Source organism: Ancylobacter sp. SL191 (assembly GCF_026625645.1).
Classification (GTDB): domain Bacteria; phylum Pseudomonadota; class Alphaproteobacteria; order Rhizobiales; family Xanthobacteraceae; genus Ancylobacter.
Genome location: NZ_CP113056.1, coordinates 2,702,441 through 2,725,233, shown reverse-complemented (window position 1 = coordinate 2,725,233; position 22,793 = coordinate 2,702,441). Strand labels below are relative to the sequence as shown.

At 68.1% G+C, this 22,793-nt stretch carries 21 protein-coding genes; 7 read left to right on the top strand and 14 right to left on the bottom strand.

The window, feature by feature from the left end; all coding sequences use genetic code 11:
• The 7 genes from OU996_RS12445 to pdxY all read right to left on the bottom strand — a co-directional run bounded on the left by OU996_RS12445 (position 1) and on the right by pdxY (position 7,556).
• Positions 1-945, bottom strand: a complete 945-nt coding sequence (locus OU996_RS12445) for an ABC transporter permease (RefSeq protein WP_267581938.1) — start codon at positions 943-945, stop codon at positions 1-3.
• Positions 945-2,012, bottom strand: coding sequence for an ABC transporter permease (locus OU996_RS12440; RefSeq protein ID WP_267581937.1), 1,068 nt, complete (start codon positions 2,010-2,012; stop codon positions 945-947). Before OU996_RS12440 ends, OU996_RS12445 begins: the two co-directional genes overlap by 1 nt.
• Before the next feature lie 154 nt (positions 2,013-2,166).
• Entirely contained in the window at positions 2,167-3,714 is a 1,548-nt protein-coding gene (locus tag OU996_RS12435) for an ABC transporter ATP-binding protein (protein ID WP_267581936.1), read from the bottom strand.
• A 175-nt stretch (positions 3,715-3,889) separates the two neighbouring features.
• A complete protein-coding gene (locus tag OU996_RS12430) occupies positions 3,890-4,927 on the bottom strand; it encodes a BMP family protein (protein WP_267581935.1) in 1,038 nt (345 codons plus the stop codon).
• Between the two features lie 119 nt (positions 4,928-5,046).
• Positions 5,047-5,781, bottom strand: coding sequence for an NUDIX hydrolase (locus tag OU996_RS12425; protein ID WP_267581934.1), 735 nt, complete (start codon positions 5,779-5,781; stop codon positions 5,047-5,049).
• A gap of 24 nt (positions 5,782-5,805) precedes the next feature.
• Positions 5,806-6,702 carry a PhzF family phenazine biosynthesis protein gene (locus tag OU996_RS12420; protein WP_267581933.1) on the bottom strand — a complete coding sequence of 299 codons (897 nt, stop codon included), beginning with the start codon at positions 6,700-6,702 and terminating at the stop codon, positions 5,806-5,808.
• 5 nt (positions 6,703-6,707) lie between these two features.
• Positions 6,708-7,556: a pyridoxal kinase PdxY gene (pdxY, locus tag OU996_RS12415; RefSeq protein WP_267581932.1), complete on the bottom strand. Its 849-nt coding sequence runs from the start codon at positions 7,554-7,556 to the stop codon at positions 6,708-6,710.
• Positions 7,557-7,761: 205 nt separating this feature from the next.
• On the opposite strand from pdxY, the gene OU996_RS12410 reads away from it, so the two are divergent.
• A complete protein-coding gene (locus tag OU996_RS12410) occupies positions 7,762-9,021 on the top strand; it encodes an amidase (RefSeq protein ID WP_420712764.1) in 1,260 nt (419 codons plus the stop codon).
• Positions 9,022-9,055: 34 nt separating this feature from the next.
• Here the strand turns inward: OU996_RS12410 and metH are convergent, their stop codons facing one another.
• The 4 genes from metH to OU996_RS12390 all read right to left on the bottom strand — a co-directional run bounded on the left by metH (position 9,056) and on the right by OU996_RS12390 (position 15,091).
• Complete coding sequence (gene metH, locus OU996_RS12405) at positions 9,056-12,790, bottom strand: methionine synthase (RefSeq protein WP_267581930.1); 3,735 nt, start codon at positions 12,788-12,790, stop codon at positions 9,056-9,058.
• A 76-nt stretch (positions 12,791-12,866) separates the two neighbouring features.
• Complete coding sequence (locus OU996_RS12400; protein ID WP_267581929.1) at positions 12,867-13,118, bottom strand: hypothetical protein; 252 nt, start codon at positions 13,116-13,118, stop codon at positions 12,867-12,869.
• Positions 13,119-13,169: 51 nt separating this feature from the next.
• A complete protein-coding gene (metF, locus tag OU996_RS12395) occupies positions 13,170-14,093 on the bottom strand; it encodes a methylenetetrahydrofolate reductase [NAD(P)H] (protein WP_267581928.1) in 924 nt (307 codons plus the stop codon).
• Positions 14,093-15,091 (bottom strand): ArsR/SmtB family transcription factor, encoded by a 999-nt coding sequence (locus OU996_RS12390; RefSeq protein ID WP_267581927.1) that lies wholly within the window; start codon positions 15,089-15,091, stop codon positions 14,093-14,095. The genes metF and OU996_RS12390 overlap by 1 nt, the downstream gene beginning before the upstream one ends.
• Positions 15,092-15,358: 267 nt before the next feature.
• On the opposite strand from OU996_RS12390, the gene tsaA reads away from it, so the two are divergent.
• Together tsaA and OU996_RS12380 are read left to right on the top strand one after the other, a co-directional pair.
• Complete coding sequence (gene tsaA, locus OU996_RS12385) at positions 15,359-15,907, top strand: tRNA (N6-threonylcarbamoyladenosine(37)-N6)-methyltransferase TrmO (protein WP_267581925.1); 549 nt, start codon at positions 15,359-15,361, stop codon at positions 15,905-15,907.
• Positions 15,908-16,135: 228 nt separating this feature from the next.
• A complete protein-coding gene (locus OU996_RS12380) occupies positions 16,136-17,278 on the top strand; it encodes a L,D-transpeptidase (RefSeq protein WP_267581923.1) in 1,143 nt (380 codons plus the stop codon).
• Positions 17,279-17,362: 84 nt separating this feature from the next.
• On the opposite strand, the gene OU996_RS12375 is transcribed toward OU996_RS12380, so the two are convergent.
• Complete coding sequence (locus OU996_RS12375) at positions 17,363-18,031, bottom strand: MOSC domain-containing protein (RefSeq protein WP_267581921.1); 669 nt, start codon at positions 18,029-18,031, stop codon at positions 17,363-17,365.
• Between the two features lie 161 nt (positions 18,032-18,192).
• On the opposite strand from OU996_RS12375, the gene OU996_RS12370 reads away from it, so the two are divergent.
• From OU996_RS12370 to OU996_RS12355, 4 genes are all read left to right on the top strand, one after another.
• Entirely contained in the window at positions 18,193-18,771 is a 579-nt protein-coding gene (locus OU996_RS12370) for an HdeD family acid-resistance protein (protein ID WP_267581920.1), read from the top strand.
• A gap of 79 nt (positions 18,772-18,850) precedes the next feature.
• On the top strand, positions 18,851-20,026 hold the full coding sequence (locus tag OU996_RS12365) for an OpgC family protein (protein ID WP_267581919.1): 1,176 nt from the start codon (positions 18,851-18,853) through the stop codon (positions 20,024-20,026).
• A complete protein-coding gene (locus OU996_RS12360) occupies positions 20,023-20,796 on the top strand; it encodes an SGNH/GDSL hydrolase family protein (RefSeq protein WP_267581917.1) in 774 nt (257 codons plus the stop codon). The genes OU996_RS12365 and OU996_RS12360 overlap by 4 nt, the downstream gene beginning before the upstream one ends.
• 3 nt (positions 20,797-20,799) lie before the next feature.
• Positions 20,800-21,696 (top strand): SGNH/GDSL hydrolase family protein, encoded by an 897-nt coding sequence (locus OU996_RS12355; RefSeq protein ID WP_267581916.1) that lies wholly within the window; start codon positions 20,800-20,802, stop codon positions 21,694-21,696.
• Positions 21,697-21,718: 22 nt separating this feature from the next.
• On the opposite strand, the gene OU996_RS12350 is transcribed toward OU996_RS12355, so the two are convergent.
• Positions 21,719-22,399: an O-methyltransferase gene (locus tag OU996_RS12350; RefSeq protein ID WP_267581915.1), complete on the bottom strand. Its 681-nt coding sequence runs from the start codon at positions 22,397-22,399 to the stop codon at positions 21,719-21,721.
• A gap of 40 nt (positions 22,400-22,439) precedes the next feature.
• The gene (locus OU996_RS12345; protein WP_267581914.1) at positions 22,440-22,724 is read right to left on the bottom strand and encodes a hypothetical protein; all 285 of its coding nucleotides are present in this window, start codon (positions 22,722-22,724) and stop codon (positions 22,440-22,442) included.
• Positions 22,725-22,793 lie beyond the last annotated feature (69 nt).

Sequence of the window (22,793 nt, the reverse complement as noted above, 5' to 3'; positions counted from 1 at the left end):
CTATCTCTGGCCCTTGAAATACGGCTTCATCAGCGCGCGCGGGTAATCGGCCCGGCGGGCCACCAGCACCAGCGCGGCGATGGAGAAGATATAGGGCAACATGAGGAAGATCTGGCTGGGCACCGCACCGCCGGTGATGGTCTGCAGCCGGAGCTGGTAGGCGTCGAGCGCGCCGAACAGCAGCGCGCCGAGAAGCGCCTTGCCCGGCCGCCAGGAGGCGAAGACGGTGAGCGCGATGCACACCCAGCCACGCCCGTTGATCATGCCGAAATAGAAGGCGTTGAACGCCGAAAGGGTAAGGAACGCCCCGCCCAGGGCCATCAGCGCCGAGCCCGCCATCACCGCGCCCATGCGAAGCCCGACGACGGAGAGCCCCTGTGCCTCCACCGCTTCCGGATTGTCGCCCACGGCGCGCAGGGCAAGGCCGAGCGGCGTGCGGGCCAGCACGAGAGCGACGAGGCCGACACAGACGAAGGCAAGCACGGTGAAGGCGGTCTGCTGGCCGAGGATCGGCCCGATGAAGGGCAGATCGCCCAGTACCGGCACGTCGAGCGGCGCGAAGGCCTCGATGCGCGGCGGCGTCGCCACATTGGGGAAGGCGACGCGGTAGCCGAAATAGGCGATCGACGTCGCGAGCAGCGTCACCCCGATGCCGGTGACATGCTGCGACAGGCCAAGCGGCACGGTGAGCGTGCCATGGATCAGCCCGAACAGCGCACCGACGCCGGCGGCGACGAGGACACCGCCCCACAGTGGCAGGCCGAGATAGACCGCCAGCCAGCCAGACATGGCACCGGCGACGAAAATGCCTTCAATGCCGAGATTGAGCACCCCCGCCCGCTCGCAGAGCAGCGCGCCCAGCACGCCGAAGATCAGCGGCGTGGCGATGCGGATGGTGGCGGCCCAGAAATTGGCCTGCAGCAGAATGTCGAGGGCGGCCCACATCACACGGTCTCCCGACGCACGAGGACGATGCGGAACCGCGTCAGCAACCCGCCGACGAGCACGCTGAGCAGGGAAAACGCGACGACGAGATCAGCGAGATAGTTGGACACGCCGATGGCCCGGCTCATCGAATCCGCGCCCACGAACACGCCGGCGACGAAGATGGCGGCGGGGATGACGCCGAGCGGCGAGAGGTTCGCCAGGGTCGCCACCACGATGCCGGCATAGCCGAAGCCGGGCGAGAGATCGGAGGTGAGATAGCCCTTGAGACCGGCCACCTCACTCGCCCCCGCGAAGCCCGCGAGCCCGCCGGAGAGCACGCCGACCAGCACCATCGCCTTCACGACAGGCAGGCCGGCATAGCGCGCGGCGCGGGCATTCTCGCCCACCGCCCGGATGCGGAAGCCCCAGACGGTGCGGGTGATGAAAATGTGCAGCGCCACAGCTGCGACCACGGCGATGACCAGACCGGCATGGAGGCGCAACCCGGCCACCAGCTTGGGCAGTGTCGCCTCATCGAGCACCGGGGCCGATTGCGGCCAGCCCATCGCCATCTCGTCCTTCATCGGCCCTTCGATCATCATCTGGACGAAGAGCAAGACGATGAAGTTCATCAGCAGCGTCACCACCACCTCGTCGGCGCCGAAGCGGGTCTTGAACAGCACGGGGATGAGCAGCAGCGCCGCGCCCGCCGCCGCCGCCCCGATCAGCACGGTCGGCAGGAGGATATAGGCCGGCGCCTCGATCAGCCCGGCACCGAGCGCGACGGTGGCGAGAGCGCCCGCATAAAGCTGTCCCTCGGCACCGATGTTCCAGAGCTTGGCGCGGAAAGCGACCGCCGCCGCAAGGCCGGTGAAGATGAGCGGGGTGGCGCGGGTCAGCGTCTCCGCCAGCGCAAAGCCATCACCCGCCGCGCCCTGCGCCATCAGCACGAAGGCCGAGAAGACCGGCGCGCCGGAAAGCGCGAGCGGGATGGCGGTCAGCAGCAGCGCCGCCAGCCCCGAGCCGACGGAGACGGCGACCGTGAGCCAGAGCGGCGTGCGTTCGCGGGGGACGAAGCGGATCATGCGGGGTCTCCGGGCGTTGGTCCGGGCGAACCAACCATCCTTCGCGGCCCGGCTTTGCCGGGCACCTCAGGATGACGGGGCTCTAAGAGATGAACGTCATCCTGAGGTGCGAGCGGAGCGAGCCGCGAAGGATGGTGATCGAGCGAGGCCCCCATCACGCCGCCTCCCCGGCCGCGTGGCCGGCCATCATCAACCCGACGGTGCGCACATCGAGCCCCTCCGTGTCCATCGCAGGGGAGAGCTGGCCGGCATGGACCACGGCGATGCGGTCGCAGAGGGCGAAGAGCTCGTCGAGATCCTCGGAGATCAGCAGCACCGCCGCGCCGCGTCCGCGCGCCGCGATGAGGCGGCGGTGAACGTCGGTGGTCGCGCCGATATCGAGTCCGCGCGTCGGCTGGTGGGCGAGCACAAGGCGCGGCTCGCGCTCCAGCACACGGGCGAGCACCACCTTCTGCATGTTGCCGCCGGAGAGCGCGCGGATGGCGGCATCCGGGCCGGGGCAGCGCACGTCATAAGCCTTGATCGCCGCCGCCGCACGCTCGCGGATCGCCGCGCGGCGCAGGAAGCCGGCGGTCTGGTTCTGCGGATCGCCAACAGTTTCCAGCACATAGTTTTCGGCCACGGTCAGTGCGCCGACCGTCCCGTCGCGGTGGCGATCCTCCGGTATACGGCCAACGCCGGCGGCGAGGCGCGCGGCGGGGTCGGCCCGGCCGAGACGATTACCGGCGATATGAGCCTCGCCCTCGCGCGCCGTGGCGAGGCCGGCGACCAGCGCCGCCAAAGCCCCCTGCCCGTTGCCGGAGACGCCGGCAATGCCGACGATCTCGCCGGCACAAACCTGAAGGTCTGCCCGCTCCAGCCGGTCGCGCTGGGTGGGCGTGCCGACGCTGACACCGGTGAGGCTGAGCACCGGGGCGCCGCGCGTCGCCGGCGGACGCTCGCGCGGCGGGATGGCGCGCCCGACCATCAGTTCGGCCAGCGTCGCCCGGTTGGCGCCGGCGGTCGGGCGGTCCGCCACCTTGGCGCCGCCGCGCAGCACAACGACGCGCTCGCACAGCGCCAGCACCTCGTGCAGCTTGTGGCTGATGAAGATGACCGCGAGGCCCTTGGCCGCCAGCACCCGCACGGTCTCCGCCAGGCTATCGGCTTCCTGCGGGGTGAGCACGGCGGTCGGCTCGTCCAGAATGAGCACCCGCACGTCGCGGTAGAGCGCCTTGAGGATCTCGATGCGCTGCTGCTCGCCCACCGAAAGCCGCGCCACCGGTACGTCAAGATCGGCGGTGAGGCCGCTCTCCGCCATCAGCCGGTCGATCTTGGCCCGCGCCGCGCGGCGCTTCAGCTTGAGGCTCCACAGCGACTGGGTGCCGAGCACGATATTCTCGAAGCCGGTGAGGTTTTCGGCCAGCGCGAAATGCTGATGCACCATGCCGATGCCCGCGCTCAGCGCGGCTTCCGCCGAGCCGCCCGGCAGGGGGGCGAGCTGGCCGTCGGCGCCGCCGATGTACACCGTTCCCTCATCAGCGATGTAGTGGCCAAAGAGGATGCTCATCAGCGTCGTCTTGCCCGCGCCATTCTCCCCGAGCAGCGCGACGATCTCGCCGGCGCGCACATCAAGGTCAATATGGTCATTCGCCACCAGTGCGCCGAAACGCTTGGTGATGCCGGTGAGCGAAAGGACCAGCGGGCGGGGATCGGGATGCATGTGAACGGGCGCCGAGCCGGCCTCTTTTGCGAACCTCTCCCCATCGGGGAGAGGTCGGCCGCGAAGCGGCCGGGTGAGGGGCGAGCACCGGAAACTCCTCTCACCCTGACCCTCTCCCCGGCGGGGAGAGGGAACTACGGACCGCCGGCCTCAGGTCGGCGTCACAATGCGCGCCTCACAGCGTCGACTTCGGCTCGGCGTCGTTGACGTTCACGCGGAACAGGCCGTCCTTGATCTCCTTCTCCTTGAGAAGGACGACCTCGATCACCTCCGGCGGCACGACCTTCGGGTCGAGCGGGGCGAGGCTCGCGCCGCCATGCGCCATGTAGCTGAACGGGCCGTAATCCTCGGCGGTGAAGGTGCCGTCGATCACCGCCTTGATGGCGCGGTCGATGGTCGGCTCCATGTGCCACAGCGCCGAGGCGACCACCGTGCCGGGATACTGGCTGGAGGTATCGATCACATTGCCGATCGCCTTCACGCCGCGCTCCTTGGCGGCATCGGAGACGCCGAAGCGCTCGGCGTAGAGCACGTCCGCACCCTTGTCGATCTGGGCGAAGGCGGCTTCCTTGGCCTTGGGCGGGTCGTACCAGGAGTTGATGAAGGTGACGATGAACTTCACGTTCGGGTTCACCGACAGGGCGCCCTCCATGAAGGCCTGCATCAGCCGGTTCACCTCGGGGATGGCATAGCCGCCGACGAGGCCGATGACGTTGGACTTGGTGGTCTTGCCGGCCACCATGCCGGTCAGAAAGGACGGCTCGTGGATGAAGTTGTCGAACACCGAGAAGTTCGGCTTCGTCGGGCCGAAGGACGAGCCCATCAGATAGGCGGTCTTGGGATAGTCCGCCGCCACCTTGCGGGCGGGACGCTCCACCGCGAAGACCTCGCCGACCACGAGGTCCGCGCCCTCCTGCGAGTACTGCCGCATCACCCGCTCATAATCGGTGTTGGCGACGTTCTCGGAGAATTTGTAGGTGATGTCGCCGCGCGCCTCGGCGGCCTTCAGCGCCTTGTGGATGCGCGACACCCATTGCTGCTCCACCGGCACGGTGAAGATAGCGGCGACCTTGATGGGCTTGCCCTTGGCGGCGAAGGCCGCGCTCCCGAACGTGGTAAGGGCGAGCGCTCCGGCGCCGAGCGCCAGAAGCTGCCGCCGATCAATGCTCCCTGCGGAAAAAAGCGGCAGGTTGCCGGACGACTTGACGACCATTTCTCTCATCTCCCCGAGCCTAAAGAGGGCGGTAGCGGCGGGCTGATCCCGTGATCCGCCCTTCGAGGCGCCCCGACATGCGAGCGGCGTGCCATTTTCGAACTGATTAGTCCGAAAAGTCACGCGGCATTTCCGGGGTGTCCCCAGGCGGACAGGAGATAGCTACGGATGAAAGGCGGCATCCCTTCGGCAAGGTCGTCCGGCCCGCGCGCGACGATCACCGCGTCGATCTCCGGGCGCTCCTCGCTGGCGATATGGGCGCGGATACGATCGGCGAGCGCCTCGGCGGGCAGGTCGGCGACGATCTCGCGCAGCAAGGCAAGCCGGCGCGCGTCGCGCAGCGCCGTCCACTGGGTCGCCGGCGTCACCTCATGGGCGGCGATGCCGGTCTCCTCGGTGAGTTCGCGCAGCAGGCTGCCGTCAAGATCGACCCGGCCATCCGGCATTACGTCGGAGGGGTCCGGCGTGCCGGCGGCGAAGTAGATGCGGCCGGCATTAGCGGTCCACGGCGCCATGCGGGCAAGCACGAAGCCGCCATCGGCCCCGCGCAGCGCTCCCATGGCAAAGGCGTTACGCGCGATGGCATGCGGCGGCTCGGTGGCCAGCAGCCACAGCAACGAGGCGTAATCGGCCTGCGCGTAGCGGCCGGTCAGCACGCCGGCTTCGATCCGGTGCTCGACCATAAGCAGGATGGGCCCGTTCCAGATGCCCGGCTGGGCCGCGACGCGATCGGCGAAATGCGCGTCGATCGCCGGGCGGTTCTCGGCGGACAGCGCGCAGGGGCCGGGATCGAGCCACATGTCGAGACGATCGAGGGTAAGGGTCTCGATCGGTCCGGCAGCCCCGAGAGTCACGGGCGGGAGACCCCGAATGCCACGTCACACATGGATCACGCCCTCGCCGACGATTACCGCGCCGCCGCCGATGGTGACGGCGGTAAGCGCGCCCTCGGTCACTTCAAGCCCGAGCCGCACCAGGCTCGGCCGGCCCATCTCGACGCCCTGAAGGATGTCGAAAGCGTGGAAACCGTCCTCGGGGCGCTCGCCGGCGAACAGCACGGCGGCAAAGGAGGCGGCGGCGGAACCGGTCGCCGGGTCTTCGTCGATGCCCATATTGGCGCCGAACATGCGGGCGCGGAAATCGCCCTCGCCATCCTCGTCGCGGCAGAACACATAGACCGAATCCGCCTCGCCGCCGAAGGTGCCAATCAGCCGCGCCGCGCTCGGGCTGATGCGGGCCAGCGCCGAACGCGAGGCCAAGGGTATGCACACAAAGGGCACGCCGGCGGAGGCGACCACCGGCCGGTAGCCGTCGAAGCCGATATCCGAGGTGTCGAGGCCGAGCGCCTGCGCGCAGGCTTCCACGCTCATCGGCTCCTCGTGGATGATCTCAGGGATCCTCGGCACGGTGAAGATGGCGTTGCCCAGCCGCTCCCCGCGCACATTCACATGGCAGGGCACCGGCCCGACATTCTCCTCCAGCACGAAATCGGTCGAGGTTTCCACCCCGTCGCGGATCGCCAGCAGCACCGCCGTACCGACCGTGGGATGGCCGGCGAAGGGCAGTTCGTGATTGACGGTGAAGATGCGCAGCTTGGAGCGGTTGCGCTCATCCTGCGGCTTCACCAGGAACACCGTCTCCGAGAGATTGAACTCGCGGGCGATGGCCTGCATCTGGTTGCTGTCCAGCCCCTCGGCGTCGAGCACGACGGCCAGCGGATTTCCCGCGAGGGGACGATCGGTGAAGACGTCGAGCGTGACAAAGCGGCGGGACATGGCGGTCAAAGCTTCTCCGGCGTGAAGAGGCGGGACGGCGTGACGAATTCATCCTGCGCGGCCACGGTGAGGATCTCTCGCGAGCCGGCGGCTGCCGTTCGGGCAAGCAAGCCATAGGCCGAGGACGCGGCCTTGGACAGCGCCTCGGCGGTCGAGTGCGTCGACTTCCAGTGCACGAAGAAGAGCGCGGCGATCGCGTCGCCCGCCCCGTTCACGGAAATGTCCAGCTTTGGCGTGCGCACCCGGTAGCGCCCGTCCGGGCCGGAGGCCATCAGGTCGATGGCATCGGCCGGCGTGTCCTCGGTGTGCAGGCTGGTGACGAGGATGACGCGCGGGCCCATGGCGTGGACGGCATCGCAGGCGGCCACCGCGCCGGCGAGGGTCGCGGTGCTGCGGCCGGACAGATAGTCCAGCTCGAACTGGTTGGGCGTGATGAGATCGGCCGCCGGCACGGCGCGGTCGCGGATGAATTCCGGCAGGCCCGGACGGACGAACACGCCCCGGCCGACATCGCCGATCACCGGGTCGCAGCAGTAATGCGCCTGCGAATTGGCGGCCTTTACCCGCGCCGCGGCGTCGAGGATGGCATCACCGATCTCCGCCGAGCCCATGTAGCCGGAGAGCACGCCGTCGCAGCGCGGCAGCACGTTGCGGTCCTCCAGGCCCCCGACCAACTCGCGGATCAAGCCCGCGCCGAACACCTCGCCGCGCCAGGCGCCATAGCCGGTGTGGTTGGAGAACTGCACGGTATGCAGGCCCCACACTTCATGGCCGAGCCGCTGCATGGGGAACATGGCCGAGGCATTGCCGACATGGCCGTAGGCGACCCAGGACTGGATCGAGAGAATATTCATCGCAACGCGCCCCACCTGACAGAACGATCTGCGGTTAAGCCTTGCGATGCAAGGGCTCAAACGAAATTCGGTGAGCCAATCCATAAACTTGCGCGATGTGTTGCCGAACCGCACGGGGCAGTAGGCCACCCTCGCGCTTGCGGCAGTCGTGACGGCATGCGACAGCGACGCGACATTCGATAGCGCGAGCGACGCCATGACCGAGATGCTTTCCGCCGCCGCCCTCGCCCAGGCCATCCGTGCCGGGCACCTCTCGCCGGTCGACGTGGCCGAGCGGTGCCTGGAAGCGATCGCCGCGCGCGAGAGCGAGGTCGGCGCCTTCGCCAGCTTCGACGCCGAGGCGCTGCGCGCCGCCGCGCAGGCACCCGGCCTTGCGGCCACGGCACTGGCGGGCCTGCCGGTCGGCATCAAGGACATTCTCGACACGGTGGACTTCGCCACCGAACGCGGCTCGCCGCTCTTCGCCGGCTATTACCCGGCGGCCGATTCAGCCGTGGTGCGCATGATCGCGCGGGCTGGCGGGCTGATCGCCGGCAAGACGGTCACCACCGAATTCGCCTTTCTGCAACCCTCCCCCACCCGCAACCCGCGCCGGCTGAGCCACAGCCCCGGTGGTTCCTCCTCCGGCTCGGCGGCGGCGGTGGCGGCGGGGATGCTGCCCATTGCCATCGGCACGCAGACCGGCGGCTCGGTGATCCGCCCCGCCTCGTTCTGCGGCGTCACCGGCTACAAGCCCTCCTTCAAGCTGCTGCCGGTGCTCGGCCTCAAGCCTTTTGCATGGTCGCTGGATACCATTGGACTGTTCGGCGCCCATGTGGCGGATGTCGCCTTTGCCATGGCGGCGATTACCGGGCGCGACTTCGACCTCGATGCGGAAACCGCGCGTCCGCGCTTTGCCGTCGCCAAGACAATGCGGGCCGGCCTTGCCGCCGATGACGCCCATGCCGCGCTGGAAGACGCCATCCGCGCCGCCGAGCGCGCCGGGGCGCAGGTAGAGGTGGTCGAATTGCCGCCGGCGCTGGAAACCGGTGATGCCGCGAGCGCCGTGGTGCAGGCCTATGAGGCCTCGCTCGCCATGGCCGATGAGTGGGATCGCCACCGCGACAAGCTCTCCCCGGTTCTGCATGCCTATCTGGAAGAGGCACAGACGACCACGCCGGACGCCTATGACGCCGCCCGCCGCGCCGCCCGCAAGGCGCGCAACGCGCAGGCCGACCTGATGGCGGGCTATGATGCGCTGATCACCTTCGCCGCGCCCGGCGAGGCGCCGGAGGGATTTGCCACCACCGGCTCCGCCATTTTCAACCGGCTGTGGACCCTTACCGGTGCGCCCTGTGTGAACGTTACCGGCCTCACCGGAGCAACCGGCCTGCCGATCGGCGTGCAGGTGGTCGGCCGCTTCGGCCGCGACCGTACCGCGCTGGCCGCCGCCCGCTTCCTCGAACGCGCCATCGCCGACGCCTAAGACGCGCGACGGAGTTCGAGCGCGCGGGAATGCGCTACTCCGCCGCGATTTTCTTGTGGCTCAGCGGGTCGTAATTAAGCACCGGCGCCAGCCAGCGCTCGGCCTCTTCCACGCTCATGCCCTTGCGCCGGGCATAGTCCTCCACCTGATCGCGCTCGACCCGGCCGACGCCGAAATAGGCAGCGTCCGGGTGGGCGAAGTAGAGGCCCGACACGGCCGCGCCCGGCCACATGGCGAAGCTCTCGGTCAGCTCCACGCCGATCTTAGGCGTCGCCTCCAACAGGCTGAAAAGAGTCGCCTTTTCCGTATGGTCGGGCTGCGCCGGATAGCCCGGCGCGGGACGGATGCCGCGATAGGCTTCTTGAATCAGATTCTCATTCTGAAGTTCTTCATCCGGTGCATAAGCCCAGAATTCCTTGCGCACCCGCTCATGCATCCGCTCTGCAAAAGCCTCTGCAAGACGATCGGCCAAGGCCTTGAGAAGAATCGAGGAATAGTCGTCATTAGCCGCCTTGAAGGCGTCCGAACGCTCGGGCTCGCCAAAGCCCGTCGTGACGCAGAAGCCGCCGATATAATCGGGCACGCAGGTGCTCTTCGGCGCGATGTAATCGGCTAGTGCGACATTCGCCCGCCCCTCGCGCTTGCCCATTTGCTGGCGCAGCGTGTGCAGCGTGGCGAGCTCCGAGGCGCGGTCGTCGCCGGTGAACAGCACGATGTCGTCGCCCACCGCATTGGCCGGCCAGAAGCCGACCACGGCGCGCGCGGTGAGCCACTTCTCCGCGACGATGGTTTCCAGCATGCGCTGGGCATCCTCGTAGAGCGCGCGCGCGGCAACACCGACCTTCGCGTCGTCGAGGATGCGCGGGAACTGGCCCGCCAGCTCCCAAGACTGGAAGAACGGCGTCCAGTCGATATAGGGCACCAACTCGCCGAGGTCGTATTCCTCGAACACCCGCGTGCCCAGGAAGGTCGGCACCGGCGCCTGGTAGCTGTCGAAGTCGAGCACCAGCCGGTTGGCGCGGGCCTCCTCCAGCTTCACGCGGACCTTGTTGCGGTCGCTCTTGGCATGGGCGTCGGCCACCTTGGCGTATTCGGCGCGCAGGCTCGCGACATATTCCTCGCGGGTATTGTCGTTGAGCAGGTTCGAGACCACGCCCACGGCGCGGCTGGCGTCCGTCACATAGACCGCCTGACCGCGCACATATTGCGGGGCGATCTTCACCGCCGTGTGGACGCGCGAGGTCGTCGCGCCGCCGATCAGCAGAGGTACAGTGAAACCTTCGCGCTCCATTTCCGAGGCGACATGGACCATCTCGTCGAGCGAGGGGGTGATGAGGCCGGACAGGCCGATCACGTCGACCTTGTGCTCTCGCGCCGCGTCGAGGATCTTCGCCGTCGGCACCATCACGCCGAGGTCGATCACCTCGTAATTGTTGCACTGGAGCACGACGCCGACGATGTTCTTGCCGATGTCGTGGACATCGCCCTTCACCGTCGCCATCAGCACCTTTCCGGCGGACGAGTCGCCCGTGGTGCCGTTGTCGATCTTCTCCTGCTCCATGAAGGGCATGAGATAGGCCACCGCCTGCTTCATCACGCGGGCGGACTTCACCACCTGCGGCAGGAACATCTTGCCGGCGCCGAACAGGTCGCCGACCACGTTCATGCCGGCCATCAGCGGCCCCTCGATGACGTGGAGCGGGCGCGCCACCTGCTGGCGGGCTTCCTCGACATCGACCTCGACGAAATCGGTGATGCCGTTGATCAGCGCATGCTCCAGGCGCTTGGCCACCGGCTGGGTGCGCCAGGTGAGATCGGCCTCGCGCCGCTCCTTGCCGCCGCCGCGGAACCGCTCGGCGAGCGCCAGCAGGCGCTCGGTGCCGTCCTCGCGGCGGTTGAGCACCACGTCTTCGCAGGCCTCCCGCAGTTCCGGCTCGATCTCGTTATAGAGCGCCAGCTGGCCGGCATTGACGATGCCCATATCCATGCCCGCGCCAATGGCGTGGTACAAAAATACCGCGTGCATCGCCTCGCGCACCGGCTCATTGCCGCGGAAGGAGAAGGACAGGTTCGACACACCGCCGGAGATATGGGCATGCGGCAGCTGCTGGCGGATCGCCCGCGTCGCCTCGATGAAGGCGACGCCATAGCCCGAATGCTCCTCGATGCCGGTCGCCACCGCGAAGATGTTCGGATCGAAGATGATATCCTCGGGCGGGAAACCGACCTCATCCACCAGAATGCGATAGGCGCGCGTGCAGATCTCGATCTTGCGCTCATAGGTGTCGGCCTGGCCCTGCTCGTCGAAGGCCATGACGACCACCGCCGCGCCATAGGCACGCACCAGCCTTGCATGGTGACGGAAGGCATCCTCGCCCTCCTTCATGGAGATCGAGTTCACGATCCCCTTGCCCTGAATGCACTTCAGGCCCGCCTCGATCACGCTCCACTTGGAGCTGTCGACCATGATCGGCACGCGGGCGATATCCGGCTCGGCGGCGAGCAGGTTGAGGAAGGTCACCATGGCCTTCTCGGAATCGAGCAGGCCTTCGTCCATGTTGATGTCGATGACCTGCGCGCCGTTCTCCACCTGATCGCGGGCCACCGCCAACGCGGCGGTGTAGTCGCCATTGGTGATGAGCTTGCGGAAGCGCGCGGAGCCGGTGACGTTGGTACGCTCGCCGACATTCACGAAGGGAATTTGCGGGGTCAGCTCAAAGGGTTCGAGGCCGGAGAGGCGCAGGCGCGGCTCGATCTCGGGCACCACGCGCGGACGGTGCGGCGACACCGCATCGGCAATGGCGCGGATATGGTCCGGCGTCGTGCCGCAGCAGCCGCCGACGATGTTGACGAGGCCGGAAGCGGCGAACTCGCCGACCAGCTTGGCCATCGCCGCCGGGCTCTCGTCATAGAGGCCGAACTCGTTGGGCAGGCCGGCATTGGGGTAGGCGCAGACGAAGGTGTCGGCGAGGCGCGACAATTCGTCGATATGGGCGCGCATCTCCTTGGCGCCGAGCGCGCAGTTGAAGCCGATGGAGAACGGGCTGGCGTGGCGCAGCGCGTACCAGAACGCCGCCGCCGTCTGACCGGACAGGGTGCGGCCGGAGAGGTCCGTGATGGTGCCGGAAATCATCACCGGCAGGCGGATGCCGCGCTCCTCGAACAGCCGCTCGATGGCGAAGACGGCGGCCTTGGCGTTCAGCGTGTCGAAGATGGTCTCGATCAGCAGGATATCGGCGCCACCATCGATCAGAGCGCCGGCCTGCTCGCCATAAGCCGTTGCCAGCTCATCGAAACTCGTCGCGCGGAAGCCGGGGTCGTTGACGTCCGGGGAGATTGAGGCGGTGCGGTTGGTCGGACCGATGGCGCCGGCAACGAAGCGGCGGCGCCCGTCCTTCGCTTCCGCGAGCTTCGCCGCCTCCTTGGCGACGCGCGCGCCCTCGAAATTGATCTCGTAGACTAGGCTCTCCATGCCGTAATCGGCCATGGCGATGGTGGTGCCGGAGAAGGTGTTGGTCTCGACGATGTCGGCCCCCGCCAGGAAATAAGCGAGGTGGATGTCGCGCACCGCGTCCGGCAGCGTCAGGTTGAGCAGGTCGTTATTGCCCTTGAGGTCGCGGTTCCAGCCCTTGAACCGCTCGCCGCGATAGCCCGCCTCATCCAGCTTCAATTGCTGGATCATCGTCCCCATGGCGCCGTCGAGCACGAGAATACGCTCGGCAGCAGCAGTGCGAAGGGCGGCGAAGGTGTCGGCGGGTGGGTTGGTCATGGAGCACTCATTTCACGCGCGGAGATCCTCCGCCATGGCAGTAACGTCAGTACGACAGCAAACCAAACACTTACGATCAATGGCCTTTTTCGAGTTTTGCGAGGCGCTTCTCGATGGCATCGAGGCGGTCCTCGAACTCGGCGGTGGCGTAACGACCGAGCACGGATTCGCCATGCATCGCCTGCTTCAGGCTCTCGATCTTCTTGTGCAAGTCGTCGAAACGAACGTCGTGTTCGACGAGCTTACGGTCGATGCTCTGAAACCCTTCCTTCATCTCCGCGCGGATTTCGCGCAGCAGCGTCAGGATGAAGTTGTCCGGCTCGCTCATGCTCCGCCTCCGTGAGATGCCCCTACTATAGGGCATCTCGTCCCTCTCCGCTCACGCCGCCGCCTGCCCTGCCCCCACGGCCTCCTGCGGCGGGCGCACGCCGAGCAGGTGGCAGACGGCGTAGACGAGGTCGGCGCGGTTCAGCGTGTAGAAATGGAACTCGGTCACGCCGCGATCGACGAGATCGAACACCTGCTCCGCCGCCACGGCGGCAGCGATCAGCTTGCGGGTCTCGGGATCATTGTCGAGCCCCTCGAAGCGCCCGGCGAGCCAGGCCGGCATGTAGGTGCCGGTCTTCTCCGAGAAGTTCTTCGCCTGCTTGAAATTCGACACCGGCAGGATGCCCGGCACGATCGGTACGTCAATACCCCTCGCACGCACCTTGTCGAGGTAGCGGAAGTAGAGGTCATTGTCGAAGAAGCACTGGGTGATGGCCCGCGTCGCCCCGGCCTCGACCTTGGCGGCGAGGATGTCGAGATCGGTGTCGAGGCTCGGGCTTTCCGGGTGCTTTTCCGGGTAAGCCGAGACGGATACTTCGAAATTCGCGATGCGACGAATGCCGGCGACCAGCTCGGCCGAGCTCTTGTAGCCGTCCGTATGCGGCTCATAGGCCTGCCCGACGCCGCCCGGCGGATCGCCGCGCAGGGCCACGATGTGACGCACGCCGGCATCCCAATAGCCGCGCACGACCTCGTCGACCTCGTCCTTCGAGGCGGAGACGCAGGTGAGGTGCGCCGCCGGCGACAGGCGGGTTTCCTTGACGATGCGCTCGACCGTGGTGTGGGTGCGCTCGCGGGTGGACCCGCCCGCGCCATAGGTCACGGAGACGAATTTCGGCGCGAGCGGCGCCAGACGGGTAATGGAGGACCACAGGGTGGCCTCCATCTCCGGCGTCTTCGGCGGGAAGAACTCGAACGAGACCGAAATGGGCCGCCCGCCGGCGCGGCGGCTGCGGCGCTCGATATCCGACGACATCAGGCGACCTCCCTGTTGTTTTGGGCTGAGGCCAGCGCGATGCGCGGATCGCGGGCCAGCCAGAGTGACACGGTTAGCTTGCCGTCAGCTTGCGGCGCGAGCAGACGGTGCGATTGAGGGCTAAGTCCTGCCTGCACAAGCCAATTTTCCATGATCTCGGGGGCGAAGCCGAGGCGGCGATGGGCGTGCTGCTCGCGCAGGAACTCAAGATCATGCGGGTCGAAGTCGATCACCAGCAGCCGCCCGCCCGGACGCAGCACGCGGGCGGCTTCCTTGAGGGCACGCGGGGCGTCCTCCAGGAAATGCAGCACCTGATGGACCACCACGACATCGAAGGAATCGCGTGGCAAAGCAAGGCTGTAGATGTCGCCCTGGCGCACCGTGGCGTTGCGCACCCCGGCGCGCTCCAGATTGGCGCGGGCGACGCTGAGCATTTCCGAGGACAGGTCGATGCCGACGCCGCGCTCCATCTCGCCGGCGAACAGCTCGAGAATGCGGCCCGTGCCGGTGCCGAGATCGAGCAGGCTGCCGATGCTCGCGCCGGAAAGCGCTGATTTTATAGCGGCTTCCACCTGCTCCTCCGGAGCGTGGAGGCGGCGGATGGCGTCCCATTCATGGGCATGGGCGCGGAAATAGGCCTGCGCCTGCGCGGCGCGGGCGGCGCGCACCGCTTCCAGCCGCTCACGGTCGCGCAGCAGGATGGCGTCGTCGGGGGCGATGAGGTCCAGCAGCGCGTCAGTGAGCGCGGCGGCGGGCGCTTCGGTGGCGCGGCGGTAGAACACCCAACTCGCCTCGCGGTATCTTTCGACCAGACCCGCTTCCGCCAACAGCTTGAGATGCCGGGAGATTCGCGGCTGCGACTGGCCGAGAATCTCGGTAAGCTCGGAGACCGTGAGTTCCCCCTCGCCGATCAGCGCCAGCAGGCGCAGGCGCGTATCCTCGCCGGCCGCCTTGAGGCCGTCGAGCAGCAGCGGGAAGGATAAGGGCAGGCTCGCCACGGGCGTCTCGATCTGTCGCTGGTTACTGGTCCGAAAAGATATAAAGATATGTTTATGTCTTATTCGGGCCGCGCGCAAGAGGGCTGACGCAGGGCTGGCATACCAGTCTCACGCCGTGGCGTGTCAGTGCAGTGAGGTGGACGATCAGGCCAACCGGATGACCAGTCAGGCTTGTGTGTACAGGCTTGTGTGTATCCGTCGGCGCGGCCGGCCCGTGCCGGCAGCGCGCTCCTTGCTGACGGTTCCCCACAGAGTAAAGTCGCTGCGATGAACCCGCCCGATGACACCCCGTCGCCCCACCCCTCCGCATCACCCGATTTCGGCATCCGCCCCGGCGAGGTCGCGGTCGAGCTGCCGGCGACGCCGGATGCCGGGCTGCACTTCATCGGCCGCCTGCGCACCCCCTGGACGCGGCGGGCGGACTGCCCGCGCAACAGCCGCGAATCGGACGCGCCCTGCACGGTGGAGATCGACGCCCCCTTCCGCCCCGCGCTGGAGGGCCTGGCGGGCACCACCCATCTCTGGCTGCTTTACTGGATGGACCAGGCGCCGCGGAACCTCGTGGTGCAGGTGCCGCGCAGCTATGGCTTCGGGCGCGGCACTTTCGCGCTGCGCAGCCCGGCGCGGCCCAACCCCATCGCGATGAGCGCGGTGCGCGTGCTGGCCCTCCACCCGGACAGCCTCACCGTGGCGGGGCTGGATTGCCTCGACGGCACGCCGCTCCTCGACATAAAGCCCTATTTCGCCTCGACCGACTGCTTCCCCGACGCGATGGTCGGCTGGCACCGGGAACACAAGCGCTCCGACGGCGCTTGATGGGGGCCCGAGGAATGTCGACCATTGGCAAGCCTCGGGTCAGCAACGCGTCGCTAAGTAATGTGTGACATGATTGCATCGGCACTGCGCCAGACGCATGGCTGATCGGCCAAGCACGGTTCAACGCTCACTCTGGTCTTGAACCTGCCTTGATCGTACGTCATGTGCTGTCGCAAGCGTCGCGTGGCTGTGCCCACGCACCCAACCCGGCATTCCAGTTAAGGCTTGATGATGGTCGTTCGCCTTGGTTTCGTTCCCGCTGTCGCGCTCGCCGTGCTGGCGTCGGCCGGCACCGCCGGCGCGCAGTCCTATCCCGCCGCGCAGCAGCCCGCCTCTCCCTATGAGGCGGCCACCTCGCCGACCGAGGCCGAAATTCCGGCCGCCTATGATCCCTATGGCACCGCGACCCCGGCTGCGCCGCAGGCCGCTGGTGCGCCACAGGCTCTCGGCACCCCTCCCGGCGTGCGTGATCCCTATGCGCAGCCCACCGGCCAGGCGCCGGTCGCCGCCGCGCCGGGCAATGTGCCTCCGGGCGTCGCCCCCATCGCCAACGCGCCCTATACCGATCCCTCGCGCCAGCCGGCCGGCTACCCGGCGGGTGCCTATTCCGGCCAGCAGCCGGCGGGCTATGGGCAGGCGCCGGCGACCAATAATTACGGCCAGCCCCCGGCCTATGGCAGCGCGGGCGCCCCGGCGGGCGTCTATGCGCCGCCGGCCGCCGTCGGCAGCGCGGCCCGCCCGGATCTGAACAATAATTACGGTGCCAACGGCTCCAGCGTCGCCATGCTGCCGCCGGAAGACCAGCCCGAGGACGGCCCGGCCAAGCCGCTGCCGGACAATCTGCGCCGCCAGGTGGTGGACTACGTCACCAAGGAAGCGCCCGGCACCATCGTCATCGATACGCCGAACACCTACCTCTATTACATCCTTCCGGGCGGCAAGGCCGAGCGCTATGGCATCGGCGTCGGCCGCGAGGGCTTCACCTGGGCCGGCACCGAGAAGATCTCCCGCAAGGCGGAATGGGCCGACTGGCGCCCGCCGGCGGAAATGATCGAGCGCCAGCCCTATCTGCCGCGCTTCATGGCCGGTGGGCCGGGCAACCCGCTCGGCGCCCGCACCATGTATCTGGGCGGCACGATCTACCGCATTCACGGCACGAACCAGCCCTCCACCATCGGCCAGTTCATGTCCTCGGGCTGCATTCGCATGCTGAACGAGGATGTCGAGAACCTTTATGACCGGGTGAAGGTCGGCACCAAGGTCGTGGTGCTGCCGGGCAATGCCTCCCCGCGCACCGCGTCGGCGCCGGACTCCCAGCCGATCCCGGTCAGCACGGCGGCCAGCGCCCAGCCGGGTGTCGCGGTGCGCTGACGCGCCGACCCTCTTCTGAACGACCTCAAATCCCGGCTGGCCCCGCCCGCCGGGATTTTTGTTTGGCTCCCGGTGCGGCGAGCGTCAGGGCACCCAAAGCTGCTGCGCCGGCACGCGCACGCTGATCTCCGCACCCGCCTGCAGCGATCCTGCCCGCTCGACCCAGGCGACGAGACCGCGCAGGCCCTTTGCCGCCGTGACGAAAGCGAGCGCCAGATCGGCCGCGGGCATGGCCGACAGTCCCAATTCCGCGATCCCCTCAGCCACCGCCTGCCCGGCATGGCGGCAGGGGGCGTTCTCGCCCTCCACCACCAGCGCCGCCCCGCCGGGGAAATGCAGCCGCGTGCCGACGGGAAGCCCGGTGAGCCGGGCAACGCCCTCCACCACCAGATTGGCGCCGAGCCATTCCGGCCGGATTTGCGCCACGCCAAGCCTGGCGGCGAGAACGGCAAGCTCGTCCATCGCCACCAGCGAGACCTGCCGGGTGTTGCGGATCGGCGTGCCGCGCGGATACCACGGCACGCGGGCATCGGCCTTGCGGGCGGGGCCGGCATGGCGGTCGCCGGTAATGCCGTCGAGGGTGAGGTCGAGCGCGGCCACGTCGCGGGTGAGGAAGCCCCGCCCATCCGCCAGCAGGGCGCGGGCGAGCCGCGCCTTGAGCCGCCGGCCCGGCAGCGAGGCGGGCACCTCGGGGGCGCCGAACAGGTCGGGCATCGGCCCCTCGGCCGTCACGGGGGCGGATCGCCGGGCCATCCTCGCTCCTAGTATCAACTACGGACGTGCGTTCGCAGTGTTACCCCTGCGGCGGGGGCGACTATACCATGGGCCGCTCGTCGCAGGACGAGTCGTTGGAACCCATCGGGCCCGGACAGCGTTACCGCGCTGCCGGCGCGCCGCCTGGAAGAGGATCGATCATGTCACTCCCGACAGACTCCCTGACGCCCACCCCCGGCAGCGCCCTTGCGGGGCATCTCAGCGCGCTGCGCGCCAAATGGGGCTGGTTCGTCGCGCTCGGCCTGCTCATGCTGATCGCCGGCATGATCGTGCTCGGCAATACCGCGCTCGGAACGGTGGTCTCCGTGCTCTTCATCGGCACGGTGCTGGCGATCTCCGGCGTCGCGCAGATCTTCCACGCCTTCCAGGTCAAGGGCTGGGGCGCCTTCGCCTTCTGGCTTCTGGACGGCCTGCTCTATCTCGCCGCCGGCGTCGTCGCCTTCGCCGAGCCGCTGCTCGCCGCCACCGTGCTGACGCTGCTGATCGGCGCGGCGCTGCTGGTCGGCGGCATCTTCCGGCTTGTGGCCGCCTTCCAGATGCGCCCCGCCGCGAACTGGGGCTGGATCGCCGCCTCGGCGGTGCTGACCGTGCTGCTCGGCCTGCTGATCATCGCCGGCTGGCCGGTGAGCGGGCTGTGGGTGCTCGGCCTGTTCCTCGGCGTCGATCTCGTCTTCAATGGCCTCGCCGTGCTGATGCTCGGCCTGCGCCTGAAGAAGTGAGCCGCACCGCGTGCTGACCCGCACCGCCACGCCGGCCCCCGCCGGGCGCCCGCCCGGAGCCGATAAAGGGGCCGACAGGGTGGACGCCAAGGGAGCGCCGGCCGAGCGGCCGGCGGCTCCCAGCGGGCGTGATCTGCGCCTCGACCTGTTTCGTGGGCTGGCGCTGTGGTTCATCTTCCTGAACCACATCCCGAACAATGTCGCGAACTGGATCACCAACCGGAATTTCGGTTTTTCCGACGCCACCGAGATCTTCGTCTTCATCTCCGGTTACACCGCCGCCATGGTTTATGGCCGGCAGATCGACACCGCCGGGGTGATGGTGACCTCCGCGCGCATCTTGCGCCGGGCGTGGCAGCTCTATGTCGCCTTCATCTTCCTGTTCGTCATCTATCTCGCGGAAATCTCCTACGTCGTCGGCTCCTTCTCCAACCCGCTCTATGCGGAGGAGATGGGCGCGCTGCAGTTCCTCGCCGAGCCCGACGTCGCGCTGATCCAGGCGATGCTGCTGAAGTTCCGCCCAGTGAACATGGACGTGCTGCCGCTCTATATCGTGCTGCTCGCCACCTTCCCGCCCATCCTCTGGGCGCTGAAGAAGAAGCCGGACCTGACGCTCGCCGCCTCCATCCTGCTCTGGGGCGTCGCCGGCTCTACCGGCTTCAATCTGCCGGCCTATCCCGACGACCGGATGTGGTTCTTCAACCCCTTCGCCTGGCAGCTGATGTTCGTGTTCGGCGGCTGGTGCGGGCTCGGCGGCAGCGACCGGCTGGGTTTCCTCGTCCATTCGCGCCTCGTGCTGGGGCTCTCGGCCGCCTATCTCCTCGTCTCGCTGCTGGTGGTGATCTCCTGGTGGTGGCCGCCGCTCGACGGCATCGTGCCGGAAGCGGTCGGCGCGATCATCTACCCGATCAGCAAAACCGACCTGTCACCGCTGCGCGTTTTGCATTTCCTCGCGCTCGCCGTGGTCATCGTCCGCCTGATACCAGTGGACCTACCGGCACTACGTAGCCAGATACTGAAACCGATGATCCTGTGCGGGCAGAATTCGCTGGAAGTCTTCTGTTTCGGCGTCTTCCTTTCTTTTGCCGCACATTTCGTGCTTAACGAAATCACTGGCGTGCTCTGGATGCAACTGCTGCTCAGCGTTTCCGGCATCGCCTTAATGGTAGCTCTCTCGTTTCTTCTGTCGTGGTATGGTCGCGTCGAGCGCGAAATTGCCGCGCGTAAATTGGCTGGTCGACGCGGTTCATCGTGAAACGCCGGATCCTTGGGTTCGCCCTTCTCTCAGCCCTGACCCTCACGGGTGCGATCAGCGCCCATGCGGGGACCGAACCCGTCTGCGCCGCGCCGTCCGAACTTACCCGCGCCGGCTTCTCGCTGCCGCGCCTCGCCCGCTCGCTGGCGCAGAAGACGCCGACCACCATCCTCGTGCTCAACTCCTCCACGGCGAAGAAGCCGGTGAGCACCGCCGCCGAGAAGGACGCCATGCCGCGCGGCTTTCCGGGCACGATCGAGGAATTGATGCGGGCGCGCTATCCCGAGGGCGGCGTGGTCGTCACCACCCGCAACCAGCCGCGTGCCACCGCCGAGACCATCCTCGCCACGCTGCCGGAGGTGCTGGCGGAGACCAGGCCGGCGCTGATGATCTGGCAGAGCGGCACCTATGACGCCATCCTCGCCGCCGACACCTCGTCCTTCTCCGATGCGGTGTTGCAGGGCATCGAGACGGCGCATGAGGCGGGCACCGACGTGATCGTCGTCTCCCCGCAATACAGCCCGCGCACCGCCTTCGCCTTTGACGTCGCGCCCTATACCAGCGCCCTGCGCTGGACCACCCGTGCCGGCCGCGTGCCGCTCTTCGACCGCTATGACGTGATGCGCTTCTGGGATACCGAGGGCATCTTCGACTTCGACAGCGCCCGCCCCTCCCCGTCCCTGTTCGAGGATGTCCACCGCTGCATCGGCCGGCTGCTTGTCGGCATGATCGTCGATGGCGTCGACAGCCGCACCTTGGGTTCACGCTAGACCATGCGCCGCACCGCTCTCGCCACCAGCTTTGCCCTCGCCGCGTTTCTCCCCCTGCTGGCGCTGCCCACCGGCGCGCAGCCGCTCACCACCCAGCCGCTGAGCGGCAAACCTCTGAGCAGTCCGCCGCTGCTCGCCGCGCCGACCTGCCCGGCGCCCAAGGTCGCCAGCAAGCTGACCCAGCCGCTGTCGCGCACCGCGGCCAAGCTGCGCGCCGGCGAAAAGGTGGTGATCGTCGCCATCGGCTCCTCCTCGACCGCCGGGGCCGGCGCCTCGACGCCGGACCTGTCCTATCCCGCCCAGTTGCAGGCGCGGCTGCGCGAGCGCTTTCCGGGGGCCGACATCACCGTGCTCAATCGCGGCGTGAACGGGCAGGACGCGCCGGAAATGCTCGCCCGCTTCGACACCGACGTCGCCGCCGCCCAGCCGACGCTGGTGATCTGGCAGTCCGGCGTCAACGCGCTGTTCCGCGACAATGGCCTCAGCACCGCCGAGGGACAGCTGCGCGAGGCCATCGCCCGCGTGCGCGCCATCCATGCCGACCTGCTGCTGGTCGACCCGCAATATTCGCCGCGCGTGGTCGCCGATGCCGACACCGCGCCGATGATCCGCCTGATCGACCGGGTGGCGGCGGAGGAAGGCGTCGGCGTCTATCACCGCTTCGCGCTGATGCGCGAATGGCACGAGACGGCCGGCATGCCCTTCGAATCCTTCCTGTGGAAGGACGGCTTCCACATGAATGACTGGAGCTACAACTGCCTCGCCCGCGACCTCGGCCGGGCGATGATCGCCAATATCGACAGCCAGCAGCGCTCCGCCGATATCACCCCCGCGCCCAAGGCGGGCGCCGCCGCGATCCCGGCGGCCGTGACGGCCCCGCGCGCGACGCTGGAGCCGTAAGCGCCGGTCGGCCGCTGACGCCCTAGCCCTTCACCAGCGCGATGGCGAAGCCGTCATAGCCCTTGCTGCCCACCGTCTGCAGCGCGGTGGCATCGAGCCTCGGCTCGCGGGCCAGCATGGCGAAGGTCTCACGCATGCCGGCGACGCGCGGATCCGCGCTCGCCGGGTCGATCACCTGCCCGCGCCGCACCACATTGTCGCAGACGATCACCGTGCCCGGCCGCGAGAGCCGCAGGGCGGCGGCGAGATAGAGCGGGTTGCTCGGCTTGTCCGCGTCGATGAAGATGAGGTCGAACGGCCCGGCGCCTTCCGCCTCCAGCGCCGCGAGGCTGTCCACCGCCGCCCCGACCCGCAGCTCGACCGTCTCGGTCAGCCCCGCCGCCGCGATATTAGCGCGGGCGACGCGGGCATGGGCCTCGGCATATTCCAGCGTCACCAGCCGCCCGCCCTCCGGCAGGGCGCGGGCAAGCCAGATCGTCGAATAGCCGCCCAGCGTGCCGATCTCGAGGATGCGGCGCGCGCCAGCCATGCGGGCGAGCAGGTGAAGCAGCTTGCCTTGCGTCGGCGCGACATTGATCGCCGGCAGACCCGCCGCCTCGCTCGCCGCCAGCGCGCCGTCGAGAACCGGATCGGCGGGAAGCAGGTGATCGACGATGTAGTCGTCCACCGCCTGCCACAGCGCGGGATCGGAAGCATCGGCCATCACGGCCTCCTGTATCGAGGGTGCAGGCTCGGGGTGGGGCTCAGTCTTCGCCCTTGCCGGAGAAGGCGCCGCCGAAGCGCTTCATCACCGCCTCGCGGGCGGCGAGAACCTTGCGCTCGTAATCCTCGGCCATCGGCTCGGTGAGCACGCTCTCCAGCCCGGCGAGCAGGGCCCAGAGCGCGGGCACTTCCGCCTCGTCCTCGATGAAATCCGCCAGTGCCTCGCCATCGGCGTCATCCACCGTGCGGGACAGGAACTCGAACAGCACGACCGCCACCGCGCGGTCGACCACCAGGGTGATTTCGTCGTCTGCCGCGTTCGCCATGGCGTGTCCTTTCCGCTGATCCCTGTTCCTAGCCATTCCGGCCGGGCGAACACAAGGCCCGTGGCGGGG

Bases quoted from the DNA above. Each gene is read 5' to 3' on its own strand.
- OU996_RS12445 (WP_267581938.1), bottom strand. From the start codon at position 945: ATGTGGGCCGCCCTCGACATTCTGCTGCAGGCCAATTTCTGGGCCGCC.
- OU996_RS12440 (WP_267581937.1), bottom strand. From the start codon at position 2,012: ATGATCCGCTTCGTCCCCCGCGAACGCACGCCGCTCTGGCTCACGGTC.
- OU996_RS12435 (WP_267581936.1), bottom strand. From the start codon at position 3,714: ATGCATCCCGATCCCCGCCCGCTGGTCCTTTCGCTCACCGGCATCACC.
- OU996_RS12430 (WP_267581935.1), bottom strand. From the start codon at position 4,927: ATGGTCGTCAAGTCGTCCGGCAACCTGCCGCTTTTTTCCGCAGGGAGC.
- OU996_RS12420 (WP_267581933.1), bottom strand. From the start codon at position 6,702: ATGTCCCGCCGCTTTGTCACGCTCGACGTCTTCACCGATCGTCCCCTC.
- pdxY (WP_267581932.1), bottom strand. From the start codon at position 7,556: ATGAATATTCTCTCGATCCAGTCCTGGGTCGCCTACGGCCATGTCGGC.
- OU996_RS12410 (WP_420712764.1), top strand. From the start codon at position 7,762: ATGCTTTCCGCCGCCGCCCTCGCCCAGGCCATCCGTGCCGGGCACCTC.
- metH (WP_267581930.1), bottom strand. From the start codon at position 12,790: ATGACCAACCCACCCGCCGACACCTTCGCCGCCCTTCGCACTGCTGCT.
- OU996_RS12400 (WP_267581929.1), bottom strand. From the start codon at position 13,118: ATGAGCGAGCCGGACAACTTCATCCTGACGCTGCTGCGCGAAATCCGC.
- metF (WP_267581928.1), bottom strand. From the start codon at position 14,093: ATGTCGTCGGATATCGAGCGCCGCAGCCGCCGCGCCGGCGGGCGGCCC.
- tsaA (WP_267581925.1), top strand. From the start codon at position 15,359: ATGAACCCGCCCGATGACACCCCGTCGCCCCACCCCTCCGCATCACCC.
- OU996_RS12380 (WP_267581923.1), top strand. From the start codon at position 16,136: ATGATGGTCGTTCGCCTTGGTTTCGTTCCCGCTGTCGCGCTCGCCGTG.
- OU996_RS12375 (WP_267581921.1), bottom strand. From the start codon at position 18,031: ATGGCCCGGCGATCCGCCCCCGTGACGGCCGAGGGGCCGATGCCCGAC.
- OU996_RS12370 (WP_267581920.1), top strand. From the start codon at position 18,193: ATGTCACTCCCGACAGACTCCCTGACGCCCACCCCCGGCAGCGCCCTT.
- OU996_RS12355 (WP_267581916.1), top strand. From the start codon at position 20,800: ATGCGCCGCACCGCTCTCGCCACCAGCTTTGCCCTCGCCGCGTTTCTC.
- OU996_RS12350 (WP_267581915.1), bottom strand. From the start codon at position 22,399: ATGGCCGATGCTTCCGATCCCGCGCTGTGGCAGGCGGTGGACGACTAC.
- OU996_RS12345 (WP_267581914.1), bottom strand. From the start codon at position 22,724: ATGGCGAACGCGGCAGACGACGAAATCACCCTGGTGGTCGACCGCGCG.